19 protein-coding genes and 1 pseudogene are annotated in these 19,936 nt (G+C 71.8%); 13 read left to right on the top strand and 7 right to left on the bottom strand.

Annotation, left to right across the window (positions count from 1 at the left end; genetic code table 11):
• Nucleotides 1–47 precede the first annotated feature (47 nt).
• On the top strand, nucleotides 48–1,574 hold the full coding sequence (locus tag ACIQH8_RS13475) for an MFS transporter (protein WP_400999427.1): 1,527 nt from the start codon (nucleotides 48–50) through the stop codon (nucleotides 1,572–1,574).
• 84 nt (nucleotides 1,575–1,658) lie between these two features.
• Here ACIQH8_RS13475 and ACIQH8_RS13470 read toward each other — a convergent pair whose 3' ends face one another.
• Entirely contained in the window at nucleotides 1,659–1,937 is a 279-nt protein-coding gene (locus ACIQH8_RS13470) for a hypothetical protein (protein WP_400999425.1), read from the bottom strand.
• Between the two features lie 101 nt (nucleotides 1,938–2,038).
• On the opposite strand from ACIQH8_RS13470, the gene ACIQH8_RS13465 reads away from it, so the two are divergent.
• The 4 genes and pseudogenes from ACIQH8_RS13465 (at nucleotide 2,039) to ACIQH8_RS13450 (ending at nucleotide 4,476) form a co-directional block, all read left to right on the top strand.
• Nucleotides 2,039–2,761: a DUF4396 domain-containing protein gene (locus ACIQH8_RS13465; RefSeq protein WP_400999423.1), complete on the top strand. Its 723-nt coding sequence runs from the start codon at nucleotides 2,039–2,041 to the stop codon at nucleotides 2,759–2,761.
• Nucleotides 2,758–3,090: pseudogene (locus ACIQH8_RS13460) on the top strand (KUP/HAK/KT family potassium transporter); the annotation flags it as partial. The gene ACIQH8_RS13465 and the pseudogene ACIQH8_RS13460, both read left to right, overlap by 4 nt.
• Before the next feature lie 43 nt (nucleotides 3,091–3,133).
• A complete protein-coding gene (locus ACIQH8_RS13455) occupies nucleotides 3,134–3,619 on the top strand; it encodes a hypothetical protein (protein ID WP_400999421.1) in 486 nt (161 codons plus the stop codon).
• Nucleotides 3,620–3,648: 29 nt separating this feature from the next.
• Nucleotides 3,649–4,476 carry a carbon-nitrogen hydrolase family protein gene (locus ACIQH8_RS13450; RefSeq protein ID WP_400999419.1) on the top strand — a complete coding sequence of 276 codons (828 nt, stop codon included), beginning with the start codon at nucleotides 3,649–3,651 and terminating at the stop codon, nucleotides 4,474–4,476.
• Nucleotides 4,477–4,495: 19 nt separating this feature from the next.
• Here ACIQH8_RS13450 and ACIQH8_RS13445 read toward each other — a convergent pair whose 3' ends face one another.
• Nucleotides 4,496–5,704: an aminotransferase class I/II-fold pyridoxal phosphate-dependent enzyme gene (locus tag ACIQH8_RS13445; protein WP_400999417.1), complete on the bottom strand. Its 1,209-nt coding sequence runs from the start codon at nucleotides 5,702–5,704 to the stop codon at nucleotides 4,496–4,498.
• A gap of 144 nt (nucleotides 5,705–5,848) precedes the next feature.
• Here ACIQH8_RS13445 and ACIQH8_RS13440 point away from each other — a divergent pair, with 144 nt between their 5' ends.
• The 6 genes from ACIQH8_RS13440 (at nucleotide 5,849) to ACIQH8_RS13415 (ending at nucleotide 12,451) form a co-directional block, all read left to right on the top strand.
• Complete coding sequence (locus ACIQH8_RS13440; protein WP_400999415.1) at nucleotides 5,849–7,546, top strand: S1C family serine protease; 1,698 nt, start codon at nucleotides 5,849–5,851, stop codon at nucleotides 7,544–7,546.
• A gap of 147 nt (nucleotides 7,547–7,693) precedes the next feature.
• Nucleotides 7,694–8,749, top strand: a complete 1,056-nt coding sequence (locus tag ACIQH8_RS13435; RefSeq protein ID WP_400999413.1) for a glycosyltransferase family 2 protein — start codon at nucleotides 7,694–7,696, stop codon at nucleotides 8,747–8,749.
• 2 nt (nucleotides 8,750–8,751) lie between these two features.
• Nucleotides 8,752–9,564, top strand: a complete 813-nt coding sequence (locus ACIQH8_RS13430; protein WP_400999411.1) for a CDP-alcohol phosphatidyltransferase family protein — start codon at nucleotides 8,752–8,754, stop codon at nucleotides 9,562–9,564.
• Nucleotides 9,565–9,613: 49 nt separating this feature from the next.
• Nucleotides 9,614–10,459, top strand: coding sequence for a glycosyltransferase family 2 protein (locus tag ACIQH8_RS13425; RefSeq protein ID WP_400999843.1), 846 nt, complete (start codon nucleotides 9,614–9,616; stop codon nucleotides 10,457–10,459).
• A 41-nt stretch (nucleotides 10,460–10,500) separates the two neighbouring features.
• Complete coding sequence (locus tag ACIQH8_RS13420; protein ID WP_400999409.1) at nucleotides 10,501–11,805, top strand: CDP-glycerol glycerophosphotransferase family protein; 1,305 nt, start codon at nucleotides 10,501–10,503, stop codon at nucleotides 11,803–11,805.
• Between the two features lie 52 nt (nucleotides 11,806–11,857).
• A complete protein-coding gene (locus ACIQH8_RS13415; RefSeq protein ID WP_400999407.1) occupies nucleotides 11,858–12,451 on the top strand; it encodes a hypothetical protein in 594 nt (197 codons plus the stop codon).
• A gap of 8 nt (nucleotides 12,452–12,459) precedes the next feature.
• On the opposite strand, the gene ACIQH8_RS13410 is transcribed toward ACIQH8_RS13415, so the two are convergent.
• The 5 genes from ACIQH8_RS13410 to ACIQH8_RS13390 all read right to left on the bottom strand — a co-directional run bounded on the left by ACIQH8_RS13410 (nucleotide 12,460) and on the right by ACIQH8_RS13390 (nucleotide 16,789).
• A complete protein-coding gene (locus ACIQH8_RS13410; protein WP_400999405.1) occupies nucleotides 12,460–13,488 on the bottom strand; it encodes a hypothetical protein in 1,029 nt (342 codons plus the stop codon).
• 74 nt (nucleotides 13,489–13,562) lie between these two features.
• On the bottom strand, nucleotides 13,563–14,303 hold the full coding sequence (locus tag ACIQH8_RS13405) for an ABC transporter ATP-binding protein (RefSeq protein ID WP_400999403.1): 741 nt from the start codon (nucleotides 14,301–14,303) through the stop codon (nucleotides 13,563–13,565).
• On the bottom strand, nucleotides 14,303–15,115 hold the full coding sequence (locus ACIQH8_RS13400) for an ABC transporter permease (protein ID WP_400999841.1): 813 nt from the start codon (nucleotides 15,113–15,115) through the stop codon (nucleotides 14,303–14,305). The genes ACIQH8_RS13405 and ACIQH8_RS13400 overlap by 1 nt, the downstream gene beginning before the upstream one ends.
• Before the next feature lie 137 nt (nucleotides 15,116–15,252).
• Entirely contained in the window at nucleotides 15,253–15,945 is a 693-nt protein-coding gene (locus ACIQH8_RS13395; RefSeq protein ID WP_400999401.1) for an NTP transferase domain-containing protein, read from the bottom strand.
• A 52-nt stretch (nucleotides 15,946–15,997) separates the two neighbouring features.
• On the bottom strand, nucleotides 15,998–16,789 hold the full coding sequence (locus tag ACIQH8_RS13390) for a hypothetical protein (protein ID WP_400999399.1): 792 nt from the start codon (nucleotides 16,787–16,789) through the stop codon (nucleotides 15,998–16,000).
• On the opposite strand from ACIQH8_RS13390, the gene ACIQH8_RS13385 reads away from it, so the two are divergent.
• Nucleotides 16,755–18,365, top strand: a complete 1,611-nt coding sequence (locus tag ACIQH8_RS13385) for an ATP-binding cassette domain-containing protein (protein WP_400999397.1) — start codon at nucleotides 16,755–16,757, stop codon at nucleotides 18,363–18,365. The genes ACIQH8_RS13390 and ACIQH8_RS13385 overlap by 35 nt on opposite strands.
• Nucleotides 18,341–19,915, top strand: a complete 1,575-nt coding sequence (locus tag ACIQH8_RS13380; protein WP_400999395.1) for a hypothetical protein — start codon at nucleotides 18,341–18,343, stop codon at nucleotides 19,913–19,915. The genes ACIQH8_RS13385 and ACIQH8_RS13380 overlap by 25 nt, the downstream gene beginning before the upstream one ends.
• Nucleotides 19,916–19,936: the final 21 nt, after the last annotated feature.

Here is a 19,936-nt window from a genome sequence, read left to right as displayed (position 1 = left end):
CGCGCGACTCTGGCCGAGACGCCCGAACCGATGCTAAGAACGGAGCCATGAGCGACCCGAGCACGGCGACCGCCCGACGTCAGGCGCTCGGCGCGCTGATCGCGACCTGCGTCTCGGCGTTGGTGGTGAACGCGAACACCTCGGCGGTCTCGATCCTCATCCCGGCCATCTCCGCGGACACCGGCACGTCGACCGACACGCTGCAGTGGGCGGTGACGGGATACTCGCTTGTCGGGGCCGCCGTGATCGTGACCTCCGGATCGCTGGGCGACGTCTTCGGGCGCCGACGCATCTTCTTCTGGGGTCTCGTCCTCTTCATCGCTTCCTGCGTGCTCATCGCGCTCTCGCAGGACGGCCTCGGCGTCATCGCCGGCCGATGCATCCAGGGGGCCGCCGGCGCGACGATCCTCGCCTGCGGGATGAGCCTGCTGTCGGCGGCCAACACCGGGAAGGAGCAGCTGCGCGCGGTCACGCTGTGGGGTGCGGCATCGGCCGTCGGCGCCGCTGCGGGTCCGCTGGTCGGCGGCCTCCTCGCCTCCACGCTCGGATGGCAGGGCCTGTTCTGGATCGATGCCGCCATCGCCGCCGCCTGCATCCCGGTCACCCTGCTCGCCGTGCAGGAATCGCGCGATCCCACGCGATCCCGATCGATCGACTTCGCGGGCACCGTGCTGATCGCCGCCGTGCTCGCACCGCTCATCTTCGCGCTCACCAACGGGAGCGCGTGGGGGTGGCTGTCCTGGCAGACGATCGGATGCTTCGGCATCACGATCGCCGCCGCCGTCGGGTTCGTCATGGTCGAGCGTCGCGTCCGCGCGCCCTTGCTCGACCTCAACCTGCTCCGCAACACAATCCTCGTCGGCGCGACACTCTCGATCCTGCTCGGCTCGGGCACAGTGAACGCGATCATGTACGTCGTCAGCCTGTACTTCCAGGACCCGGCGACGTTGGGCATGGATGCGTTCCAAGCGGGACTCGCGACGCTGCCCGTCGCTGCCGCCGCCGTCGTGCTGTCGCCGCTGATCACGCCCATCGTCGGAAAGATCGGCGCACGGACCACCATCGCCGTCGGGTTCATGATCATGACCGGCTCGTTCGCGGCGCTCGCGTTCGTCCAGGAGTCCTGGACGTACGCGCTCTTCGTGCTGCCGCTGATCGGTGTCGCCGCAGGAATGAGCCTGCAGAACGGTCCGTGCTCCTCGCTGTCGACCGCGGCCGTCGATCCCTCGGAGGTCGGGGCGGCTTCCGGGATCTCGAACATGGCGCGGTACGTCGGTGCCGCGGTGATGACGGCGATCGTCGCGTCCGTCTACGGCGGGGTCGGCGCCCGCCGCATGGACGCCGGCGAGACCGATGGTGCGGCGCTGGCGGACGCGTTCTCGTGGTCGTCGATCTCGATGGGCATCTGGTGCGCGCTCGGCATCGCGCTCGCCCTGCTCGTCGCTCGGGGAGTGACTCGCGGCCCGCGGAGCTTCGAAGCCGCCGCGGCGGCGTCGTCGCTGTCTCACACCCTCGTACCGCCCGAGTCGGTCACTCGTGCAGTCGGGACCGCAGGCTCCCGGGCCCCACGCTGAAGCGATCCCCCCAGCGTCAGCGGCGGGCGTCGGCGCATCGGCATGAGGCGCCGACGAGCCGGGACCCCGGCGCGCCCGGTCCCCTCACGCCTTCGAGCGTTCGAGCGCTTCCGCGAGTGCGTCGAGCTGCGGCTTCTGCGACGCATCGATCGTGAGCGACATGAACGAGGACATCGCGAGCAGCACCTCGTAGGTGTCCGGCTTCCCGCGCCTGCCGGGCCGGTGGGTGACTCGGAGGTCCCGGTAGGTCGAAACCGGGTTGCGGGCCGCCTCCTGCAGCCCGTTGTGCCGGAACTTCGCGACCGTGGCGCCGTCGAACAGGAGACGCTCACCGTTGGTGCCCGTGACTTCGATGTTGTCCATGGCTCAGCTTCCCAGAGCAGCCGGCTCGTCCGCCGCAGGTCGAACGGTCCGGCGTCGGCGCGGCTGCCGCGGTGGCCATGCCGCGCCCGTAGAGTACGGGCATGCCCGCCGACGCGGCCACGTTCCCCGCCTGGGTGACGGCGATCGCCTGGACGTCGCTCGTCATCGGGTTCGCGTGCGCCGGGTGGGTCTGGCTCGACGTGCGACGTCGACCGCAGCGGATGTCGGTGATGAACGTCGTCTGGCCGGTGAACATGCTCTTCGGCGGCATCCTCTGGCTGCTCGTCTACCTGCGGATCGGACGGGCCGCCCGCCGCGGCGACGACCGCCCGCCGCGCAGGCGCAGCATGCCGGACGCCGTCGCGGTGAGCACGAACCACTGCGGCGCCGGGTGCACGCTCGGCGACATCGTGGGGGAGTTCCTGCTGGTGCTCGTTCCGGTGCTCGCCGTGGTCACGGGCTACGGATGGCTCTTCCAGGAGCGCATCTTCGCGGTGTGGGTGTGGGACTTCGTGTTCGCCTTCGCGATCGGGATCGCCTTCCAGTTCTTCGCCATCGCGCCGATGCGCGGGCTGAACCTCCGCGACGGCCTGAAGGCCGCGGTCGCGGCCGACGCGGCATCCATCTCGGCCTGGCAGGTCGGCATGTACGGGACGATGGCGATCGCCCAGTTCCTGCTGGTCCCGCTCTGGTTCGGCGGGATGATCCCGGTGCTCACTCCGGAGTTCTGGTTCGTCATGCAGCTCGCGATGATCGTGGGCTTCTGCACGAGCTACCCGGTGAACTGGCTGCTCATCCGGGGCGGAGTCAAGGAGCGGATGTGACCGTGACACGACGTGCCGGCCGGGCGACGCCTGCGACGCCCACCGGCCTTGCGGCGGTCGGCGCGCTCGGCGTCGTGTTCGGCGACATCGGGACCAGCCCGCTCTACGCGCTGAGCGCGGCGCTCGCCCCGGCCGGGTCGATCGATTCCACGACGGTCTACGGCGTGACCTCGATGGTTGTCTGGTCGATCACCCTCGTGGTGACGGTGCTCTACGTCGGCGTCCTCATGCGGTTCGACAACGACGGCGAGGGCGGGCTGCTGGCCCTCCTCGCCCAACTCCGGCGTGCGCACCCGACCGCGACGGTGCGAACCCTGGCCACGGTCGTCGCGATCCTCGGCCCGACGTGCGGACGAGCCGCTGCTCGCCAGCATGGTCGATCGCCTCGCCGCCGCGCCGCGCGTGCCGGGGACCACGGTCTACCTGGCTCGCAGCAGCGACACCGCCCCGGTCGCGCTCTCGACGATCCTGGAGCGCTACCGGGTGCTCTCCGAGCACGTCATCGTGCTGGCGATGCACACGACGACCTCGCCGTTCGGGATCGAGGTCGAGAGCCGGCCACTCGCCCCGGGCGTGACGGTCGTCGACGCCGGCTTCGGGTACCGCCAGCGGGTGCTGGTCGTCGACGCGCTGACGATCGCGGCCTCCCGTCCGGGCTCCGGGTTCGATGCGGAGCAACTCGAGGACGCCACCTACGTCGTCTCGTCCGATTCACCGGTGGCCGACGCGGACTCGACCCTTCCGAGGTGGCAGCAACGACTCTTCATCGCGCTCGAACGCGCCGAGGGCTCGCCGCTCGACCTCGCGCAACTCCCGGCCCGTCGGACGGTCATCGTCGGCCGGGAGCTCCGCGTGTGAGCTCGGCCGCCCCAGCCTAGGCTGGCGTCATGCAGACGGATGCCGCGCCCCTCGCCGTCGCGGTCGCGCAGTTCGCGCCCGGCGACGACACCGACGCCAACCTCGCCGAGATCGACCGGCTCGCGAGCCTCGCCGCGGGCCGTGGCGCACGGTTGGTGGTGTTCCCCGAGTACTCGAGCTACTTCACGCCCGAGCCGGGCCCCGATTGGGCCGCGGCGGCGCAACCGCTCGACGGCCCGTTCACGGCGGCACTGGGTGCGCTCGCCGATCGGCTCGACGTGCACCTCGTCGTCGGCATGATCGAGCGCCCCGCGGGCGAGCAGCGCCGCGTCGGGAACACCGTGGTCGCGATCGCGCCGGGCGGGGGAGTCGTCGCCGCGTACCGCAAGCTGCACCTGTACGACGCGTTCGGCCAGCGCGAGAGCGAGTGGGTGGCCCCGGGCGAGATCGCCGATCCGGAGACGTTCGCGGTCGGCGGCATCCGCTTCGGCCTGCAGACCTGCTACGACGCGCGCTTCCCCGAGGTCTCGCGCCGCATCGTCGATGCCGGGGCCGACGCGATCTGCATGCCCGCCGAGTGGGTGCGCGGGCCGCTCAAGGAGGCGCACTGGCGCACGCTCACGACGGCGCGCGCGATCGAGAACACCGCGTACGTGCTCGCCGCCGACCACGCCCCGCCCGTCGGCGCCGGCAACAGCATGATCGTCGACCCGATGGGCGTCGAGGTCGCCACCATCGGCGAGCAGACGGATGTCGTGCTCTCCTGGCTCTCGACCGACCGCATCGCCGAGGTGCGCAAGCGCAACCCCGCGCTCGCGCTGCGACGGTTCGCCGTCGTGGTGCGCGACGAGTCCTGACCCGCGGCCGCCGTCGGCCTCAGCGCATCGCCGCGAGCCGTTCGGTCGCGGTCTCGAGCACCTCGCGGCGCTTGCAGAACGCGAACCGCACGAGGCTGCGCACCTCGGCGCGGCGCTCCGGGTGCACGAACGCCGTGACGGGCACGCCCACGACCCCGGCGCGATGGGGGAGGTCGCGGCAGAACGCGTCGCCGTCGCGTGCGCCGAGCGGGGCGGCATCCGCCACGACGAAGTACCCCGACGCCGGGACCGACGGCGTGAACCCGGCGCTCGTCAGGCCCGCGACGAGCAGGTCGCGGCGGGCGGCGAGCTCGGCCGCGGCATTCGCGAAGAACCGATCGGGCAGGTCGAGCCCGGCGGCGATCGCGGGCTGGAACGGCGCGCCGTTCACGAACGTCAGGTACTGCTTGACGGCGAGCACCGCGGTCACGAGGTGCGTCGGGCCGGTGACCCACCCGATCTTCCACCCGGTCGTGTTGAAGGTCTTGCCGCCCGACGAGATCGAGATCGTGCGGTCCCAGGCGCCGGGGCGGGTCGCGATCGGCACGTGCTGGCCGTCGAAGACCAGGTGCTCGTAGACCTCGTCGGTGACGATGAGCGCGTCGTGGCGGTGCGCGAGTTCGACGATCAGGTCGAGCGTGGCCTCGTCGAGGAGCATGCCGGTCGGGTTGTGCGGGGAATTGACCAGGATGACGCGGGTGCGGTCGGTCACGGCGGCGCGCAGCTCATCGTGGTCGGGCCGCCAGTCGGGGAAGCGCAGGGGCACGGTGCGATGGATGCCCCCCGCACGGGCGATCCCCGCCCCGTAGGCGTCGTACGACGGCTCGAACGTGACGACCTCGTCGCCGTCGTCCACGAAGGCCAGCAGCGTGGCGGCGAGCGCCTCGGTCGCCCCCGCGGTGACGAGCACCTCGCGTGCGGGATTGACGGCGAGCCCGTACCAGCGGTGCTGGTGACGCGCGATCGCCTCGCGGAGGACGGGCATGCCCGGCCCCGGCGGGTACTGGTTGAGGCCCGTCGCGATCGCCTCGCGCGCGGCATCCAGCACCTCGCGCGGGCCGTCCTCGTCGGGGAATCCCTGACCGAGGTTGATCGCCCCGGTCGAGACGGCCAGCGCGCTCATCTCGGCGAACACGGTCGGGGCGACACCGCCGTCGGCGGCGAGGAGGCCCGCGCCGGCGGCGGTCCGCTGCCACGGTGCGAGCGGTCGGGAGGGGATGGGATCCACGCTCACACCGTATGCCACGCTCCGGCGGCTACGCTGACTGCGGCGCCCGGGCGGTTCACGGTGGCGACATAGCTTCGACATAGGGACCGCCGATTCGCCGCACAGCTTGGAGCGGGATGCTGGCATCCGCTGGAAGGAGCGAAGATGACCGAGACCAACACCGGCGGGATCGAGCAGAACCCGGAGAACCACCCCGAGCCGACGGCCCAGGGTGGGGATGCCGCGGAGGCCACCGCCCAGGTCGAGACCCCGCGTGCCGAGGCGTCGCCCGAGCCCGTGTCCGAGCAGGTCGCGCCCGCGGCGCCGGCAGAGCCCGCGACGACGACGCCTTCGGCGGCCGCGCCCGCAGAGGCCGCTGCGCCGGTCGCGCCGCCCGCGCCCGCCGAGGCCGCGCCCGCCCCGCGCCCGACCGGCACCGTCTACACGCCCGGCCAGGCCCCGCAGCCGTACGTCGCGGGCCAGTACCGTCACGAGCCGGCCACGGCGCCGGCCCCCGGGCAGACCCAGCCGACCACGCCGATCGCGGGTGCGCCGGCCACGGCGCAGGCCGGTGGCGCCGGAACCGTGCCGCCCGCCTTCGGTGGCCCCCAGTCCCAGGCCCCGGCCGCAGCCCAGGAGCCCGCGCCCAGGCAGCGTCGCGTCGGCTTCGGCGTCGCCGCCGCGATCGTCGCTGCCGCGCTCATCGGCGGCGCATCGGGCGCCGGCATCACGGCGCTCCTGACCAACGACGGCGACAGCGCGGTCGAGCAGACCTCGTCGGGCACGCAGCGCCTCGTCGTGAACGACGACGGCTCGGTGAACCAGGTCGCGGCCGTCGCGGCGGCGGCGAGCCCCAGCGTCGTCACGATCGAGGTGAGTGGCGGCCAGTCCGGCGGCACGGGCTCGGGCATCATCCTCTCGGAGGACGGCTACGTCCTCACGAACACGCACGTGGTGACGCTCGACGGCGCGACCGGCGACCCGACCATCCAGGTCAAGGCCGACGACGGCACGCTCTACACGGCCGAGCTCATCGGCACCGACCCGCTGAGCGACCTCGCCGTGATCAAGCTGGCGGATGCCTCGGGCCTCACGCCGATCGAGTTCGCCGACTCGAGCGAGCTCAACGTCGGCGACACGGCGATCGCGATCGGCGCGCCCCTCGGGCTCTCCGGCACCGTGACCAACGGCATCGTCAGTGCGCTCAACCGGAGCATCGACGTCGAGTCGTCTGCTGCACCCGAGTCCACGCCCGACAGCGGCGAGGGCGACCAGGGCGGCCAGGGCGACAGCCCGTTCGACTTCTGGAACTTCGACGGCGAGGAGGGCGGCGGCTCGGGCTCCTCGAGCGGCGGCGGCCTCATCTCGATTCCCGTGATCCAGACGGATGCCGCGATCAACCCCGGCAACTCGGGCGGGGCGCTGCTCGACGGCGAGGGCAAGCTCATCGGCGTGAACGTCGCGATCCTCTCGGCCGGTGGCAGCTCGGGCGAGGCCGGCAACATCGGCGTCGGCTTCGCGGTGCCGTCGAACCTGGCCGAGCGCATCTCGAGCGAGATCATCGAGAACGGCGTCGCCACGCACGGCCTGCTCGGTGCGACGGTGACCTCGGCGCAGGCGAGCGGCGAGAGCTCGACGGTCGGTGCGCTCATCTCGGAGGTGAGCGCCGGCGGTGCCGCCGAGGCGGCGGGCCTGCAGTCGGGCGACGTCGTGACGGCCCTGAACGGCATCCCGATCACCGATCAGACCGACCTCACCGCGCAGGTCCGCGCCCTCGCGGGCGGCGCCGAGGCCGAGTTGACCTACACGCGCGACGGCGAGTCGATCACCGTGACGGTGACGCTCGGCACCTTCGAGGGCTGAGCGCCGCGCGCGCCTCGCACGCACCGCGACGGGGGCCGGATCTTCGGGTCCGGCCCCCGTCGTCGTGCCGCGCGATCCCGCGCCGCGACGCCGATTCCGGGGATCCCTGCTGCTAGGCTCGATCGACCCTGTGCCCGAGTGAGGACCATGCCCGACCAGCACCATCCGGCGGATCTGTCGCCGCCGATCGGCGTCTCGTATGTCATGCCCGTGTTGAACGATGCGTCGCACGTGCGCGCGGCGGTCGAGTCGATCCTCGCGCAGGAGTACGACGGCCCGGTCGAGGTGCTCATCGCGCTCGGCCCGTCGATCGACGGCACGACCGAGCTCGTCGAAGACCTGGCCTCGCGCGACGCGCGCGTGCACGTGCTCGAGAACGCGGTGGGGTCGACGCCCGCCGGCCTGAACATCGGCATCCGAGCGGCCGTGCACCCGGTGGTGGTGCGCGTCGACTCGCATTCGATGCTCCCGGTCGACTACACGCGCATCGCGGTCGACACGCTCGTGCGCACGGGGGCCGACAACGTCGGCGGCATCATGGACGCGCGCGGCGAGACGCCGTTCGAGCGCGCGGTGGCGCTCGCGTACACGACTCCGGTCGGCCTCGGCGGCTCGGCGTTCCACGTCGGCGGCCACGAGGGTGCGGTCGAGACGGTCTACCTCGGGGTCTTCCGCAAGAGCGCGCTGGAGCGCGTCGGCCTCTTCGACGAGACGATCAAGCGCGGCCAGGACTGGGAGCTGAACCGTCGCCTCCGGCAGTCCGGCGGCACCGTGTGGTTCACGCCCGAGCTCGCGGTGACCTACCGCCCGAGGTCGAGCCTCGAGCGCCTGGCGCGGCAGATGTTCTCCACCGGGCTGTGGCGGGGCGAGCTCGCCCGCCGGTTCCCCGCCGCGAACGGCCTCCGCTACTTCGTGCCGCCGGCGATGGTCGTCGGCGTCGTCCTGGGTCTCGTCCTCGGCGTCGTCGGCGTCGTGCAGGCGGCGACGGGCCAGGCGCCGTGGCTGCTGATCGGCTTCGCCGTGCCGATCGTCTACCTGCTCTTCGTCGTCGCCGCGACCCTCGTCTACGCGCGCCGCCGCGGCGGCGCGACCGCGGCGTGGTTCCTGCTCGTACTGCCGTGCATCCACGTCGCGTGGGGAACGGGCTTCGTGCTCGGCTACCTCTCGCTCACGAGCAACATCGCCGAGCACACGGGAAGGTGAGCATGTCGGAGCCCATGCCGGAGCGGGGGATCCCGTCGAGCCTCGCCGAGCAGCGCGCGGTCACGCAACCGCCCGAGGTCCGCGGCCGACGGAACGCCGAGCACTGGACGGCGTCGCTGTACCTGCGCAACCTCTCGCCGTACGTGACCTGGCTGCTGCTGCACACCCGCATCTCGGCGAACGGCGTGACGGGACTCATGATCCTCGTCGGCTGGTCGACCGCCGCGGCGCTGCTCATCCCCGGCATCTGGGGCGCCCTGCTCGCGGTCGTGCTCGGCCAGTTGCAGATGCTGATCGACTGCTGCGACGGCGAGGTCGCCCGGTGGCGCCGCACGTCGAGCCCGGCGGGGGTCTTCCTCGACAAGGTGGGCCACTACTCGACGGAGGCGCTCATCCCGCTCGCGCTCGGCATCCGCGCCGCCGCGTACCCGCTCGAGTTCCCCGCCGACTTCCTCTGGACGACGATCGCAGCCCTGCTCGCGCTCGTGATCGTGCTGAACAAGGCGCTCAACGACATGGTGCACGTGGCGCGGGCCAACGCCGGGCTGCCGAAGCTCGCCGACACGCACGGTGAGACGGCCCCGCGCGGCGGACTCATCGCGACGCTCCGCAAGGCCGCCCGGTTCGTCCCCTTCCACCGTCTCTATCACTCGGTCGAGCTGACGCTCATCGCGTTCGCCGCGGCCGTCGTCGGGCTCTTCGCGGGGCAGCCGATGGTCGATCGCGTCGTCGTCGCCGCGCTGCTGCCGCTCGCCGTGCTCGCCCTGTTCGGTCACTTCGTGGCGATCATGGCCTCCCGCCGTGTCCGTGCCTGACGCCACGCCCACCGATCGGCGGCCCCTCGTCGGGGTCGTGGTCCTCACGATGGGTCGGCGCCCGGTCGAGCTCGCCCGCGGCATCCGGAGCATCCTCGACCAGCAGGGCGTCGACCTCGACGTCGTCTGCGTCGGCAACGGCTGGGATCCGGCGACCGCCGAACCGCCGCTCCCGCCGGAGGTGCGCACGCTCCACCTGCCCGAGAACCTCGGCATCCCGGCCGGGCGAAACCGCGGCGTCCCCGAGGTCGCGGGCGAGGTGCTCTTCTTCCTCGACGACGACGCCTTCCTGCCGAGCCCGACGTTCCTGGCCGACGGATGTCGCATGCTCGCCTCGCGCCCGGACCTCGGGCTCGTGCAGCCGCGCGTCGTCGACCCGACGGGGCTGGAGTCGCCCCGACGCTGGATCCCGCGGATCCGCAAGGGCGACCCCGCGCACTCGAGCGACGTGTTCTCGTGCTGGGAGGGCGCGGTGCTCATGCCGCGGCGCGCGTTCGAGGCCTCCGGCGGATGGGCCGACCCGTTCTTCTACGCCCACGAGGGCATCGAGCTCGCCTGGCGGGTGTGGGATGCCGGCTACCGCGCCTGGTACGCGGGAAACCTCGAGGCCGCGCACCCCGTGATCGACCCGGCGCGCCACGCGTACTACTACCGGCTCAACGCGCGCAATCGCGTCTGGCTCGCACGCCGCAACCTGCCGGCGATCCTCGTGCCGTGCTACGTCGGCGCGTGGACGGCGATCCAGGTGCTGCGCTGGTTCCGGCAGCCCGCGGCGCTCAGCGCGTGGTTCGAGGGATGGCGCGCCGGGTGGCGAGAGCACGCGGGGGAGCGGCGGCCCATGTCGTGGCGCACCGTCTGGCGGATGACGGCGGCGGGTCGGCCGCCGGTGGTCTGAGGTCGGTCACGGGCGAACGGCGCGACGGCTACCCTTGGACGGTGGGTTTGAGGAACGACGCGCGTCGCGCGGTGAAGCTCGTACGAAACGTCGTGCGGTCGCGTCGGGCGCAGGCACGCCTCGTCGAGAAGCTCGCCGAGCAGGGGCCGCTCGAACCGCACCGCTTCCGCGTCGGCGTCTACTTCGCCGACGGCAAGGTGAACCTCTACCAGCTGCGGCAGTGGTACAAGCCGCTCGCGCGCCTGGCCGAGCGCCATCCGGTGCTCATCCTGAGCCGCGCTTCGGGGGCCGCGCTCGCCCTGCTCGACGAGTCGCCGCTGCCGGTCGCGTACGTCCGGCGGGTCGCCGACCTCGAGCACGTCATCCACGAGCAGGACCTGCACGTGGTCTTCTACGTCAACCAGAACGCCAAGAACTTCCAGATGATGCGCTACGGGCGCCGCTGGCACGTGTTCATCAACCACGGCGAGTCCGACAAGATGTACATGACCACGAACCAGTTCAAGGCCTACGACTACGCCCTCATCGCGGGCGACGCCGCGCGAGCGCGCCTCGAGAAGGTGCTGTGGGACTACGACTTCGACAAGCGCGCCATCCCGATCGGCCGCCCGCAGGCCGACCACTACCTCGACGGACGAGCGCTGCCGTACCCGGACGACGACCGCGAGGTCGTCCTCTACGCCCCGACCTGGGAGGGCGACCGCGGCGCGGCCGCCTACGGTTCGATCGCGTCGCACGGGGTCGACCTGGTCCGAGCGTTGATCGCGACCGGACGGCATCGCGTGATCTACCGGCCGCACCCGCGCTCCGGCGTCGTCGACCACGACTACGGCGCCGCGAACGCGGAGATCAAGCGCATGCTCGTGCAGGCGAACGCCGCCGACCCGTCGGCCCACCACGTCGTCGACGAGGGCAAGGACCTCGGCTGGCAGCTCGCCGCCGCCGACGTCGCGATCGTCGACATCTCCGCGATGGTCTACGACCGACTCGCGGCCGGCAAGCCGCTCCTCGTGACCCGACCGGTGAACCCGGATGCGCAGATCGACACCGGAGGCTACCTCTCGGCGTGCGAGTGGCTCGACCGGGCCGACGGCGCGGCGATGCTCGACCGGGTCGACGAGGTCGCACACGACGCGCTGGCGCTCGAGCGCCTCGGCTACTGGGTCGAGCGCTACTTCGGCGACACGACCCCGGGCGTCACGACGGCCCGCTTCCACGACGCGGTCGACCACCTCATGACCGAGTGGGAGCGTTTCGCGGCGCTGCACGCGACCGATCCCGAGGTCGACGACCACGACGCCGAGGGCGAGGCGGCCGAGCAGTCCGACGAGATCGACGTCGACTGACCCGGCGATCCGGCCGATGCGATCCGGCGGTGGGGACCGTATGCTCGGGCCCATGGCGCAGCTGATCACCGAGGCGGAACTCGACGAGGTCGAGCTCCGCGTGGCCGACGGGCGGGGTCACGTCGAGCGGGCCGAGCTGCTCGAGCGTTGGGCGACGGATGCCACGGCCTACGAGCTCGACGACGGCATCCGACGCGCGCACCTCCTCCAGGTCGCGGCCGAGCACCTCGAGATGGCCGGCGAGCTCGAACGGGCGCTCGCCGTCGCCCGGCGCGCAGCCGAGGCATCCGACGCCGAACCGGACGAGGCGACCGGCACCATCGTCTCCGTCCTGCTCGCGCTCGGCCGGCGCGACGATGCGGTCGGCGAGGCCGACACCCTGCGCGGCTCCGGGAACGGCGAATGGTGGCGGCACCTCCACGTCGCCGAGGCGTTCGAACTCGCGGATGAGCTCGAGCTCGCCGAGCGCTGGTTCGTGATCACCCTCCGGATCATCGAGCGCGATCCCGAGCATGACGTCGCGGACCGGCTCATCGCCCTGAGCGGCCGCTTCCGGGTGCGACGCGACGCCGGCAAGCCCGACGACGTGCTCGACGCCGAGACGACGCAGCTTCGCGAACTGCTCGGCTACGAGCCGATCGGCTGACCCGGCACTCAGTCCGCCGGACGATCCGAGGCCTGACCAGCGGCCTCACCCGACGCCTCGGGCCCGCCGACCGTCTCCACGACGTCGTCGCTCGCGCCGTCGGCGGTGCCGGCGTCGCCGGAGGCATCCGTCTCGTCACGGCGCGATGCCACGGCGGCGAGCCGCCCGAACGGCCGGCTCGCGACCCGGCCCGCGTTCGAGACCGCCCGCGCGAGCCGCTTGCCGGCCGACCCGATCGCCGTCTCGTCGCCGCGCGGCTCGAGCTCGACGGGGAGCGCGTACGGCGCGGGGCCGAACGCGAGGCGCGACTGCTGGAGCACGCGGCGACCGAGCACGTGGTTGCCGATGCCGCCGATCGCCGCGCCGATGCCGAACGGGATCGCACGGCCGACGATGCCCGCGCCGCCGCGGACCGCGAACTGCTTGACGAACACGTGCCGCAGCCGGTCGACGACCGAGCCCATGACGGCGCGGGGGAGCGTGCTCGTGATGATCTCGCCGAAGTACGCATTCCGCGGCACGCCCGAGCCGGTCGCCTGCGCCGCGAACTGGCGCACGAGGTCGGCGCCTTCGCGGCCCATCATGAGCGTCATGACGAGCGCACGGGCACGATCGGGGTTCTCGACGTGCAGGCCGTGCACCTCGGCCACCGACTGCGCGAAGAGCGCCGTCGCCTCGAGGAAGCCTGCGGTCTCGACGCCCGACAACGCCAGCGTGATCCCGGTCGAGATGCCGGGGACGACGGCGGTCGCGCCGACGGCGGCACCGCCCGTGGTGACGGCCGTGAGGTAGCGGCGCTCGAGGACGCGGACGAGCTCCTCGGGGGTCGCCGTCGGGTGATGGCGACGGATGGCGCGGAGGTGGGCGAGCACGATGGGCCGCTGGATGGACAGCAGGCGATCGAGGCCGCGCTCGAGTCCGACGGCCCGATCCGCAGGATCGCTCGGGGGTGCGCCATCGGGCCCCGGGCTTCCCGGGGTTCCCTCTTCGGGCGCACCGCGGCCCATCGTCGTGATCCGGTGCACGCGTTCGGACATGCCGTCGATCCTAGGCGGCGCCGCTGCGAACATCGCCGGGACGCGGCCGTCGGGGCGGGGGCTTGACGGCCGCGTCAGCGCGTGCCGTAGTCGGCGTTGTAGCGCTCGAGCACCTCGTCGATCCCGGCGTCGAGCACCAGCGATCCCTTGTCGAGGTACAGGCCGCGGGTGCAGAAGCGGCGGAGGTCGCGTTCGTTGTGCGAGACGAAGAAGAGGGTGCGGCCGCCTGCGAGGAGCTCCTCGATGCGCCGGTAGCACTTCTCGCGGAAGGCCTTGTCGCCGACGGCGAGCACCTCGTCGACGAGCAGGATCGGCTCTTCGAGCTGCGAGATCACGGCGAATGCGATGCGCACCTTCATGCCGCTCGACAGGTGCTTGTAGGGCGTGTCGAGGAAGTCGCCGATCTCGGCGAACCCGATGATCTCGTCGAACTTGGCGTCGATCTGGCCGCGGGTCATCCCGTGCAGGCCCGCGGTCAGGTACACGTTGTCGCGCACCGTGAGGTCGTCGACGAATCCACCCGTGATCTCGATCAGCGGCGCCACGCCGCCTTCGACGCTGACGGACCCCTCATCGGGCAGCATGACGCCCGCGACGAGCTTGAGCAGCGTCGACTTGCCCTGTCCGTTGCGGCCGACGACGCCGATCGCCTCGCCTGCATGCACCTCGATCGAGAGGTTGCGCAGCGCCCAGAACTCGTCGGGCCGGATCCGGCGGCGACGGCGCGAGAGGAGGTCCTTGAACGACTTCCTGCCTCGGCGATTGCGCCGGAAGCGCACGCCGAGGTCGTCGGCGCGGATGGCGGCCACTGGCATCAGATCTCCTTCAGCACCTGGCGCTCGGAGCTGCGGAACACCCAGAGGCCGATCCCGAGGAACGCGAGCGACATCGCGGCGGCGACGCCGACCGCGAACCAGTCGAGCTCGGCGGGGAAGATCGCGGACCGGTACAGCCCGAAGATCCCGGTGAGCGGATTGAACGCGGCCCAGAAGTGCAGCGACTCGGGGAGGTTCGTCGTCCCGTAGACGATCGGGGACGCGTAGAACAGGAAGCGCAGCACGAGCTTCGTCGCCCGCTCCAGGTCGCGGAAGAAGACCACGAGGGGCGCGACGATGAGCCCGAGCCCGGCGGTCAGCATCGCCTGGAGGAGGACGGCGAGGGGGAACAGGGCGAGCTCCCACCCGACTCGGACGTCGTCGCCGGCGAGGGCGGCGAGCACGACGAAGAGCACGAGGACGGGCAGGGACAGGACGAACTCGATGCCCTTCGACAGCACGATCCGGTTGACCCAGATCGTCCGGGGCAGCTTCGTGGAGCGGACCAGCTTCGCGTCCTTCAGGAAGGCTCGGGTGGAGTCGGAGACGGCGCCCGTGAACCACATCCAGGGCAGCAGCCCCGCGAGCAGGAACACGATGTACGGTTCGGTGCCGACCGGGCGCTGGAAGACCTGCGTGAAGACGAACCAGTAGATGCCGGCCATGACGAGCGGGTCGAGCACCGACCAGAGGTAGCCGAGCGCGGAGGTCGAGTACCGGACCTTCAGGTCGCGCGTCGTGAGCAGCCACAGCGAATGCCGGTAGCCGTCCCATGGCGTCCGCGTGAACGGATGCGAGTCGGCGTAGCTCATCACGCTCTCATCGTAGATGGCCGGAGGCGGCCCTCCGTACCGCACGGATGGGCGCGCTGGCGCCGCGATCGCGCGCAGATGCGAGAAAAGCGGATGCCGCGACCGGCATCCGCTTCTCACGCTGTGTGGTGCGCAGGTCACACGAAGTGGTTCGCGCGCTCCAGGTCTTCGGCGAAGTCGATCTCGACCGCGTACAGGTCGGAGACGTCCATCGGCTCGACGAGCAGGCCGTTCTTCTCGATCGCCAGCTCGAGGCCGCGCTCGAAGTAGTCCTGGTCGCCGACGCGCTGGAGGTGCGCGAGGAAGGTCGCCTTGTCACGGCTCGAGATGTAGTTGATGCCGACCGCCTCGCCGAGCCCGCCCTTGACGGTCTTGGAGAGCTCCTTGATGTAGCCCTCGGCGGTGGTCGTGTACTTCACCTCTTCGTCGGACACCTTCGCGGTGTTGACGGTGACGAACGACTGATCGCGTGCGATGAACGAGAGCGCGCGGTCGAGGATCGCCGGGTCGAACACCACGTCGCCGTTCATCCAGAGCACGCCGCCCGGCTGCGACGCCTGCAGCGCGCGCATCAGGGACTTCGAGGTGTTCGTCTGGTCGTACTCCTCGTTGTAGACGAAGGAGGCCTGCGGGAACGCCTCGATGATGTGCTCGAGCTTGTAGCCGACGACGATCGTCACGGCGGCGTTGCGGCCGAACGCGTGCTCGATGTTGTCGAACTGCTGGCGCATGATCGTGCGGCCGTCGCTGAGCTCGGTGAGCGGCTTGGGGAGGGAACGCCCGAGCCGGCTCCCCATGCCGGCTGCGAGGATCACGATCTGCGTGGTCATGACATCTCCTTCATCGATTCGGATGTCTCGGCGCACTCGATTCGGTTCGAGTTCACCGGGGATTCATCCGTACGTTCACTGTTGGACACGCCGTTATGCCGAACCACAGGATACCGGACGCTCGGGGCCGCCGCCGGGGGTTGCGTGCAAGCCGTAGCGGGATCGTGATGCGACGCACGGGTGACGCCCAGCTCGGAGGTTCCGGACGCCACGACGTGAATTCGCTGTGAAGGGTCCACGGCTGCGGGCGGGGTGGTTGGTAGGTTGTCGTGGTGACTTCCGTTTCGCGATCAGGTCCTGAGGACGAGACTCCCGAAGGCACGGGCACGGGGGTGTCTGCTCGTCGGGGGGAATCCGCCACGTCCGAACAGGGCCGTGGCGAATCGGGCCGCGCCGGCGGGAAGACCGCCGGCCGAACCACCGCGGCGAAGTCCGCGGCCGCACGTTCGAGCGCCGCCAAGGCCTCGGCGACCAAGTCCGCTGCGACGAAATCGTCGACGAGGAGCACCGCGGCGAAGTCCACGGCGACCCGCACGACCGCCGCGAAGCGTGCCACCGCCGCGCGTCCGACGACCGCGGCCGAGGACGCGAGCGAGACGACGACCGCCGAGCCGGTCAAGCCCGCAGCGAAGCGCACGTCGAGCGCACGGAAGCCGGCCGCATCGTCCGGAACGGCCAAGCGTCCGTCGTCCGAAGCGGCCGCGAAGCGGGCGTCGGCGAAGTCCGGCTCGGCCAAGGGTGCGGCGAAGACGACGTCGGCGAGCGGATCGCCGACCGCCGGTGCCGCAGGCACGACGTCGGAGGCGGCCGTGCCCGACGGCGTGGAGGCCGCGCCGGAGACCACCGCGCCCGCTCCGAAGCGCGCGGCCGCGGCCCGCAACGAGTCGGCGAGCACGTCGGCGGCGAAGGGCCAGACCGCCAGGTCGGCGCGAGCCGCGTCCACGGCGGCCGCGCGGTCGCGAGCTGCCGAGGCGCGCAAGGCCGCGGCATCCGCTCGACAGCGCGTCGCCGCCTCGGTCACGACCGACACGACGGAGGCGGAGCCGAGGCCGCGACGTGCCACCGGGCCGATCGAGCCGATCGTCGCCGAGTCCGAGGACGCGGAGTCCCGGAGCGAGCCGTCCGCGGCCGAGCCGTCCGAGGCCGCGGCCGAGGTGACGCGCACCTGGCACCCCGGCGGCCCCGATGAGCCGCCCGCTGCGAGCGACGACGGGGATTCGACGCGCGCGAACGCGGACGAGCCCGATGCGACCGGAGAGGCCGCGAGCACGGCGACCGGGGTCGAGGACAGGACCGACCTGACGGCCGACGCCATCCTGTTCGTCGGCGACGACACGATCTCGACGCCGACGACGGATGTCGAGACGACCGACGCGTCTGTCGAGACGGTCGACGCGTCTGTCGAGACGGTCGACGCGGATCTCGAGACCGCCGACGCAGATCTCGAGACTGCCGACGCGGCTGTCGAGCCGCCCGCCGAGGTCGTCGACGCGGCCGAGGCGACCGGAACGACCGGGGCCGAGTCGCCCGTCGACGACGATCACCACGGCGAACAGGGCGTCGCCGTCATTCCGCTCGGCGTCGTCGCGACCGCTGCGAGCCCCGCCGCGCGGAAGAAGCGCACGATCCGGGTCGCCCGCGAGGCGCCGGCGCCCGAGGCTCCGACGGTGCTCGCGATCGACGGGCTCGTGAAGCGGTTCGGCGACACCACCGCCGTCGACGCGATCAGCCTCGGCATCCGCGCCGGCTCGTTCTACGGCATCGTCGGACCGAACGGCGCCGGCAAGACGACCACGCTCTCGATGATCACCGGCCTGCTGCGCCCGGACGGCGGCTCGGTGCACGTGAACGGCATCGACGTCTGGAAGGAGCCGCGCGCGGCCAAGCGGATCACCGGCGTGCTGCCCGACCGGCTCCGCCTGTTCGACCGGCTCACCGGCGCCGAGATGCTCTACTACGCCGGCTCGCTGCGCGGACTCGATCACCGGACCGTGCTCGATCGCAGCGCCGACCTCGCCGACGCGTTCGGCCTGGAGGACGCCCTCGACCGGCTCGTCGCCGACTACTCCGCGGGCATGACCAAGAAGATCGCCCTCGCCTGCGCGATGATCCACTCGCCGCGCGTGCTCGTGCTCGACGAGCCGTTCGAGTCCGTCGATCCCGTCTCGGCGGCGAACCTGACCGACATCCTCGAACGCTACGTCGCGGGCGGCGGCACCGTGCTGCTCTCCAGCCACAGCATGGATCTCATCGAGCGCGTCTGCGACTCGGCGGCGATCATCGTGGGAGGTCGGGTCCTCGCATCCGGCACGCTCGACGAGGTGCGCCGCGGCGACACGCTGGAGGAGCGGTTCGTCGAGCTCGCGGGCGGGCGCAAGGCAGCGGAGGGCATGGAATGGTTGCACAGCTTCTCCGACTGAAGCTGCGGCTGCTCGGGAACATCTTCAAGCGGAGTGCGTGGCAGGTCGTCGGCCTCTCGATCGCGATCGTGTACGGGCTCGGCATCTCGGCGCTGCTGTTCCTGATCCTGGTCGGGCTGCGGTCTGTCGACGACGTCGCGCTCGTGCGCGACGTGCTCGTCGTGGCCGGGGCGGCCACCGTGCTGGGGTTCCTCGTCGTGCCGCTCGTGTTCGGCATCGACGACACGATGGACCCGCGACGGTTCGCGCTGTTCGGCATCCCCGACCGCACCATCGCGCTCGGACTCGCGCTCTCCGCGGTGATCGGCGTGCCGGCGGTCGCGCTCGCGATCGTCCTCACGGGCACGGTCGTGACGTGGTCGCGCGGCGTCGGGTCGACCCTGTTCGCGATCCTGGGCGCGCTGCTGGCGTTCGCGACGTGCCTGCTGGCGGCGCGCCTCACGGCCGGCGTCGCCGGACTGCTCCTCGAGACGCGCCGTGCGCGAGACGTCGGAACCGTGCTGGGCGTGCTCTTCGTCGTCATGCTCGCCCCGATCGCCGTCGCCCTGACCACCGTCGACTGGGCGGCGTCCGGTCGGCGCGCGATCGGCGCGATCGCCGGGGCGCTGTCGTGGACGCCGCTCGGAGCCGCGTTCGCCGTGCCCGGCGAGGCCGCATCCGGTGCCTGGGGCATCGCGATCCTGAAGCTCCTCATCGCGGTCGCGAGCGTGTGGCTCGGCTGGCTGGCCTGGAAGGCGCTCGTCGCGAGGATGCTCGTCACTCCCGGTCGCGAGGCGAGCCCGCGCAGCTACCACGGGCTCGGCTGGTTCGGCCGGACGACCGGCGGTCCGACCGGGGCGATCGCGGCGCGCAGCACGACCTACTGGTTCCGCGACTCGCGCTACTGGGTGTCGCTGCTGATGGTGCCCGTCGCGCCGATCCTCGTCATGCTGCCGCTCGGCATCGCCGGCGTGCCGCCCATGTACCTCGGCCTCATCCCGGTTCCGCTCATGTGCCTCCTGCTCGGCTGGAGCCTGCACAACGACACCGCCTACGACAACACGGCGATCTGGCTGCACGTCGCATCAGGCGTGCGCGGAGCGGCCGACCGGTTCGGTCGACTCGTGCCCGTGCTCGTCGCCGGCATCCTCGTGATCGGGCTCGGCAGCGCCGTCACCGTGTTCGTGCTCGACGACTGGCGCCTCCTGCCGTCGCTGCTCGGTGTCAGCACCGCACTCCTGCTCGCCGGCCTCGGCGTCGGGTCGATCACGTCGGCCGCCATGCCGTACCCGGTCGTGAAGCCCGGCGACAGTCCGTTCCAGCAGCCGCAGTCGACCGGGGGCATCACCGCGCTCGTGCAGTCCGTCGCGATGTTCGCTGCGCTGGTCATCGCGGCACCGGCGATCTGGTTCGCCGCGCTCGGCATCTTCGACGACCCGGCATGGCACGCGGCGTCGCTCGCGGCGGGCGTCGGCTTCGGCCTGCTGGTGCTCGTGATCGGCGTGTTCGTGGGCGGACGCGTCTTCGAGCGCCGCGCTCCCGAGATCGTCGCCGCGGCCGTCCGCGCCTGATCGCGGCGTAGACTTCTCGGC

The organism is Agromyces sp. GXQ0307, from assembly GCF_044769845.1.
Taxonomy (GTDB): Bacteria; Actinomycetota; Actinomycetes; order Actinomycetales; family Microbacteriaceae; genus Agromyces.
The sequence above is the reverse complement of the archived record's forward strand: the minus strand, read 5'-3'. Positions and strand labels throughout refer to the sequence as shown.

What these genes read in the sequence shown, in the direction of transcription:
- ACIQH8_RS13415 (WP_400999407.1), top strand. Translation starts at nt 11,858, where the DNA reads ATGGCGCAGCTGATCACCGAGGCGGAACTCGACGAGGTCGAGCTCCGC.
- ACIQH8_RS13440 (WP_400999415.1), top strand. Translation starts at nt 5,849, where the DNA reads ATGACCGAGACCAACACCGGCGGGATCGAGCAGAACCCGGAGAACCAC.
- ACIQH8_RS13395 (WP_400999401.1), bottom strand. Translation starts at nt 15,945, where the DNA reads ATGACCACGCAGATCGTGATCCTCGCAGCCGGCATGGGGAGCCGGCTC.
- ACIQH8_RS13400 (WP_400999841.1), bottom strand. Translation starts at nt 15,115, where the DNA reads ATGAGCTACGCCGACTCGCATCCGTTCACGCGGACGCCATGGGACGGC.
- ACIQH8_RS13435 (WP_400999413.1), top strand. Translation starts at nt 7,694, where the DNA reads ATGCCCGACCAGCACCATCCGGCGGATCTGTCGCCGCCGATCGGCGTC.
- ACIQH8_RS13470 (WP_400999425.1), bottom strand. Translation starts at nt 1,937, where the DNA reads ATGGACAACATCGAAGTCACGGGCACCAACGGTGAGCGTCTCCTGTTC.
- ACIQH8_RS13410 (WP_400999405.1), bottom strand. Translation starts at nt 13,488, where the DNA reads ATGTCCGAACGCGTGCACCGGATCACGACGATGGGCCGCGGTGCGCCC.
- ACIQH8_RS13380 (WP_400999395.1), top strand. Translation starts at nt 18,341, where the DNA reads ATGGTTGCACAGCTTCTCCGACTGAAGCTGCGGCTGCTCGGGAACATC.
- ACIQH8_RS13455 (WP_400999421.1), top strand. Translation starts at nt 3,134, where the DNA reads ATGGTCGATCGCCTCGCCGCCGCGCCGCGCGTGCCGGGGACCACGGTC.
- ACIQH8_RS13450 (WP_400999419.1), top strand. Translation starts at nt 3,649, where the DNA reads ATGCAGACGGATGCCGCGCCCCTCGCCGTCGCGGTCGCGCAGTTCGCG.
- ACIQH8_RS13425 (WP_400999843.1), top strand. Translation starts at nt 9,614, where the DNA reads ATGGGTCGGCGCCCGGTCGAGCTCGCCCGCGGCATCCGGAGCATCCTC.
- ACIQH8_RS13475 (WP_400999427.1), top strand. Translation starts at nt 48, where the DNA reads ATGAGCGACCCGAGCACGGCGACCGCCCGACGTCAGGCGCTCGGCGCG.
- ACIQH8_RS13465 (WP_400999423.1), top strand. Translation starts at nt 2,039, where the DNA reads ATGCCCGCCGACGCGGCCACGTTCCCCGCCTGGGTGACGGCGATCGCC.
- ACIQH8_RS13430 (WP_400999411.1), top strand. Translation starts at nt 8,752, where the DNA reads ATGTCGGAGCCCATGCCGGAGCGGGGGATCCCGTCGAGCCTCGCCGAG.
- ACIQH8_RS13405 (WP_400999403.1), bottom strand. Translation starts at nt 14,303, where the DNA reads ATGCCAGTGGCCGCCATCCGCGCCGACGACCTCGGCGTGCGCTTCCGG.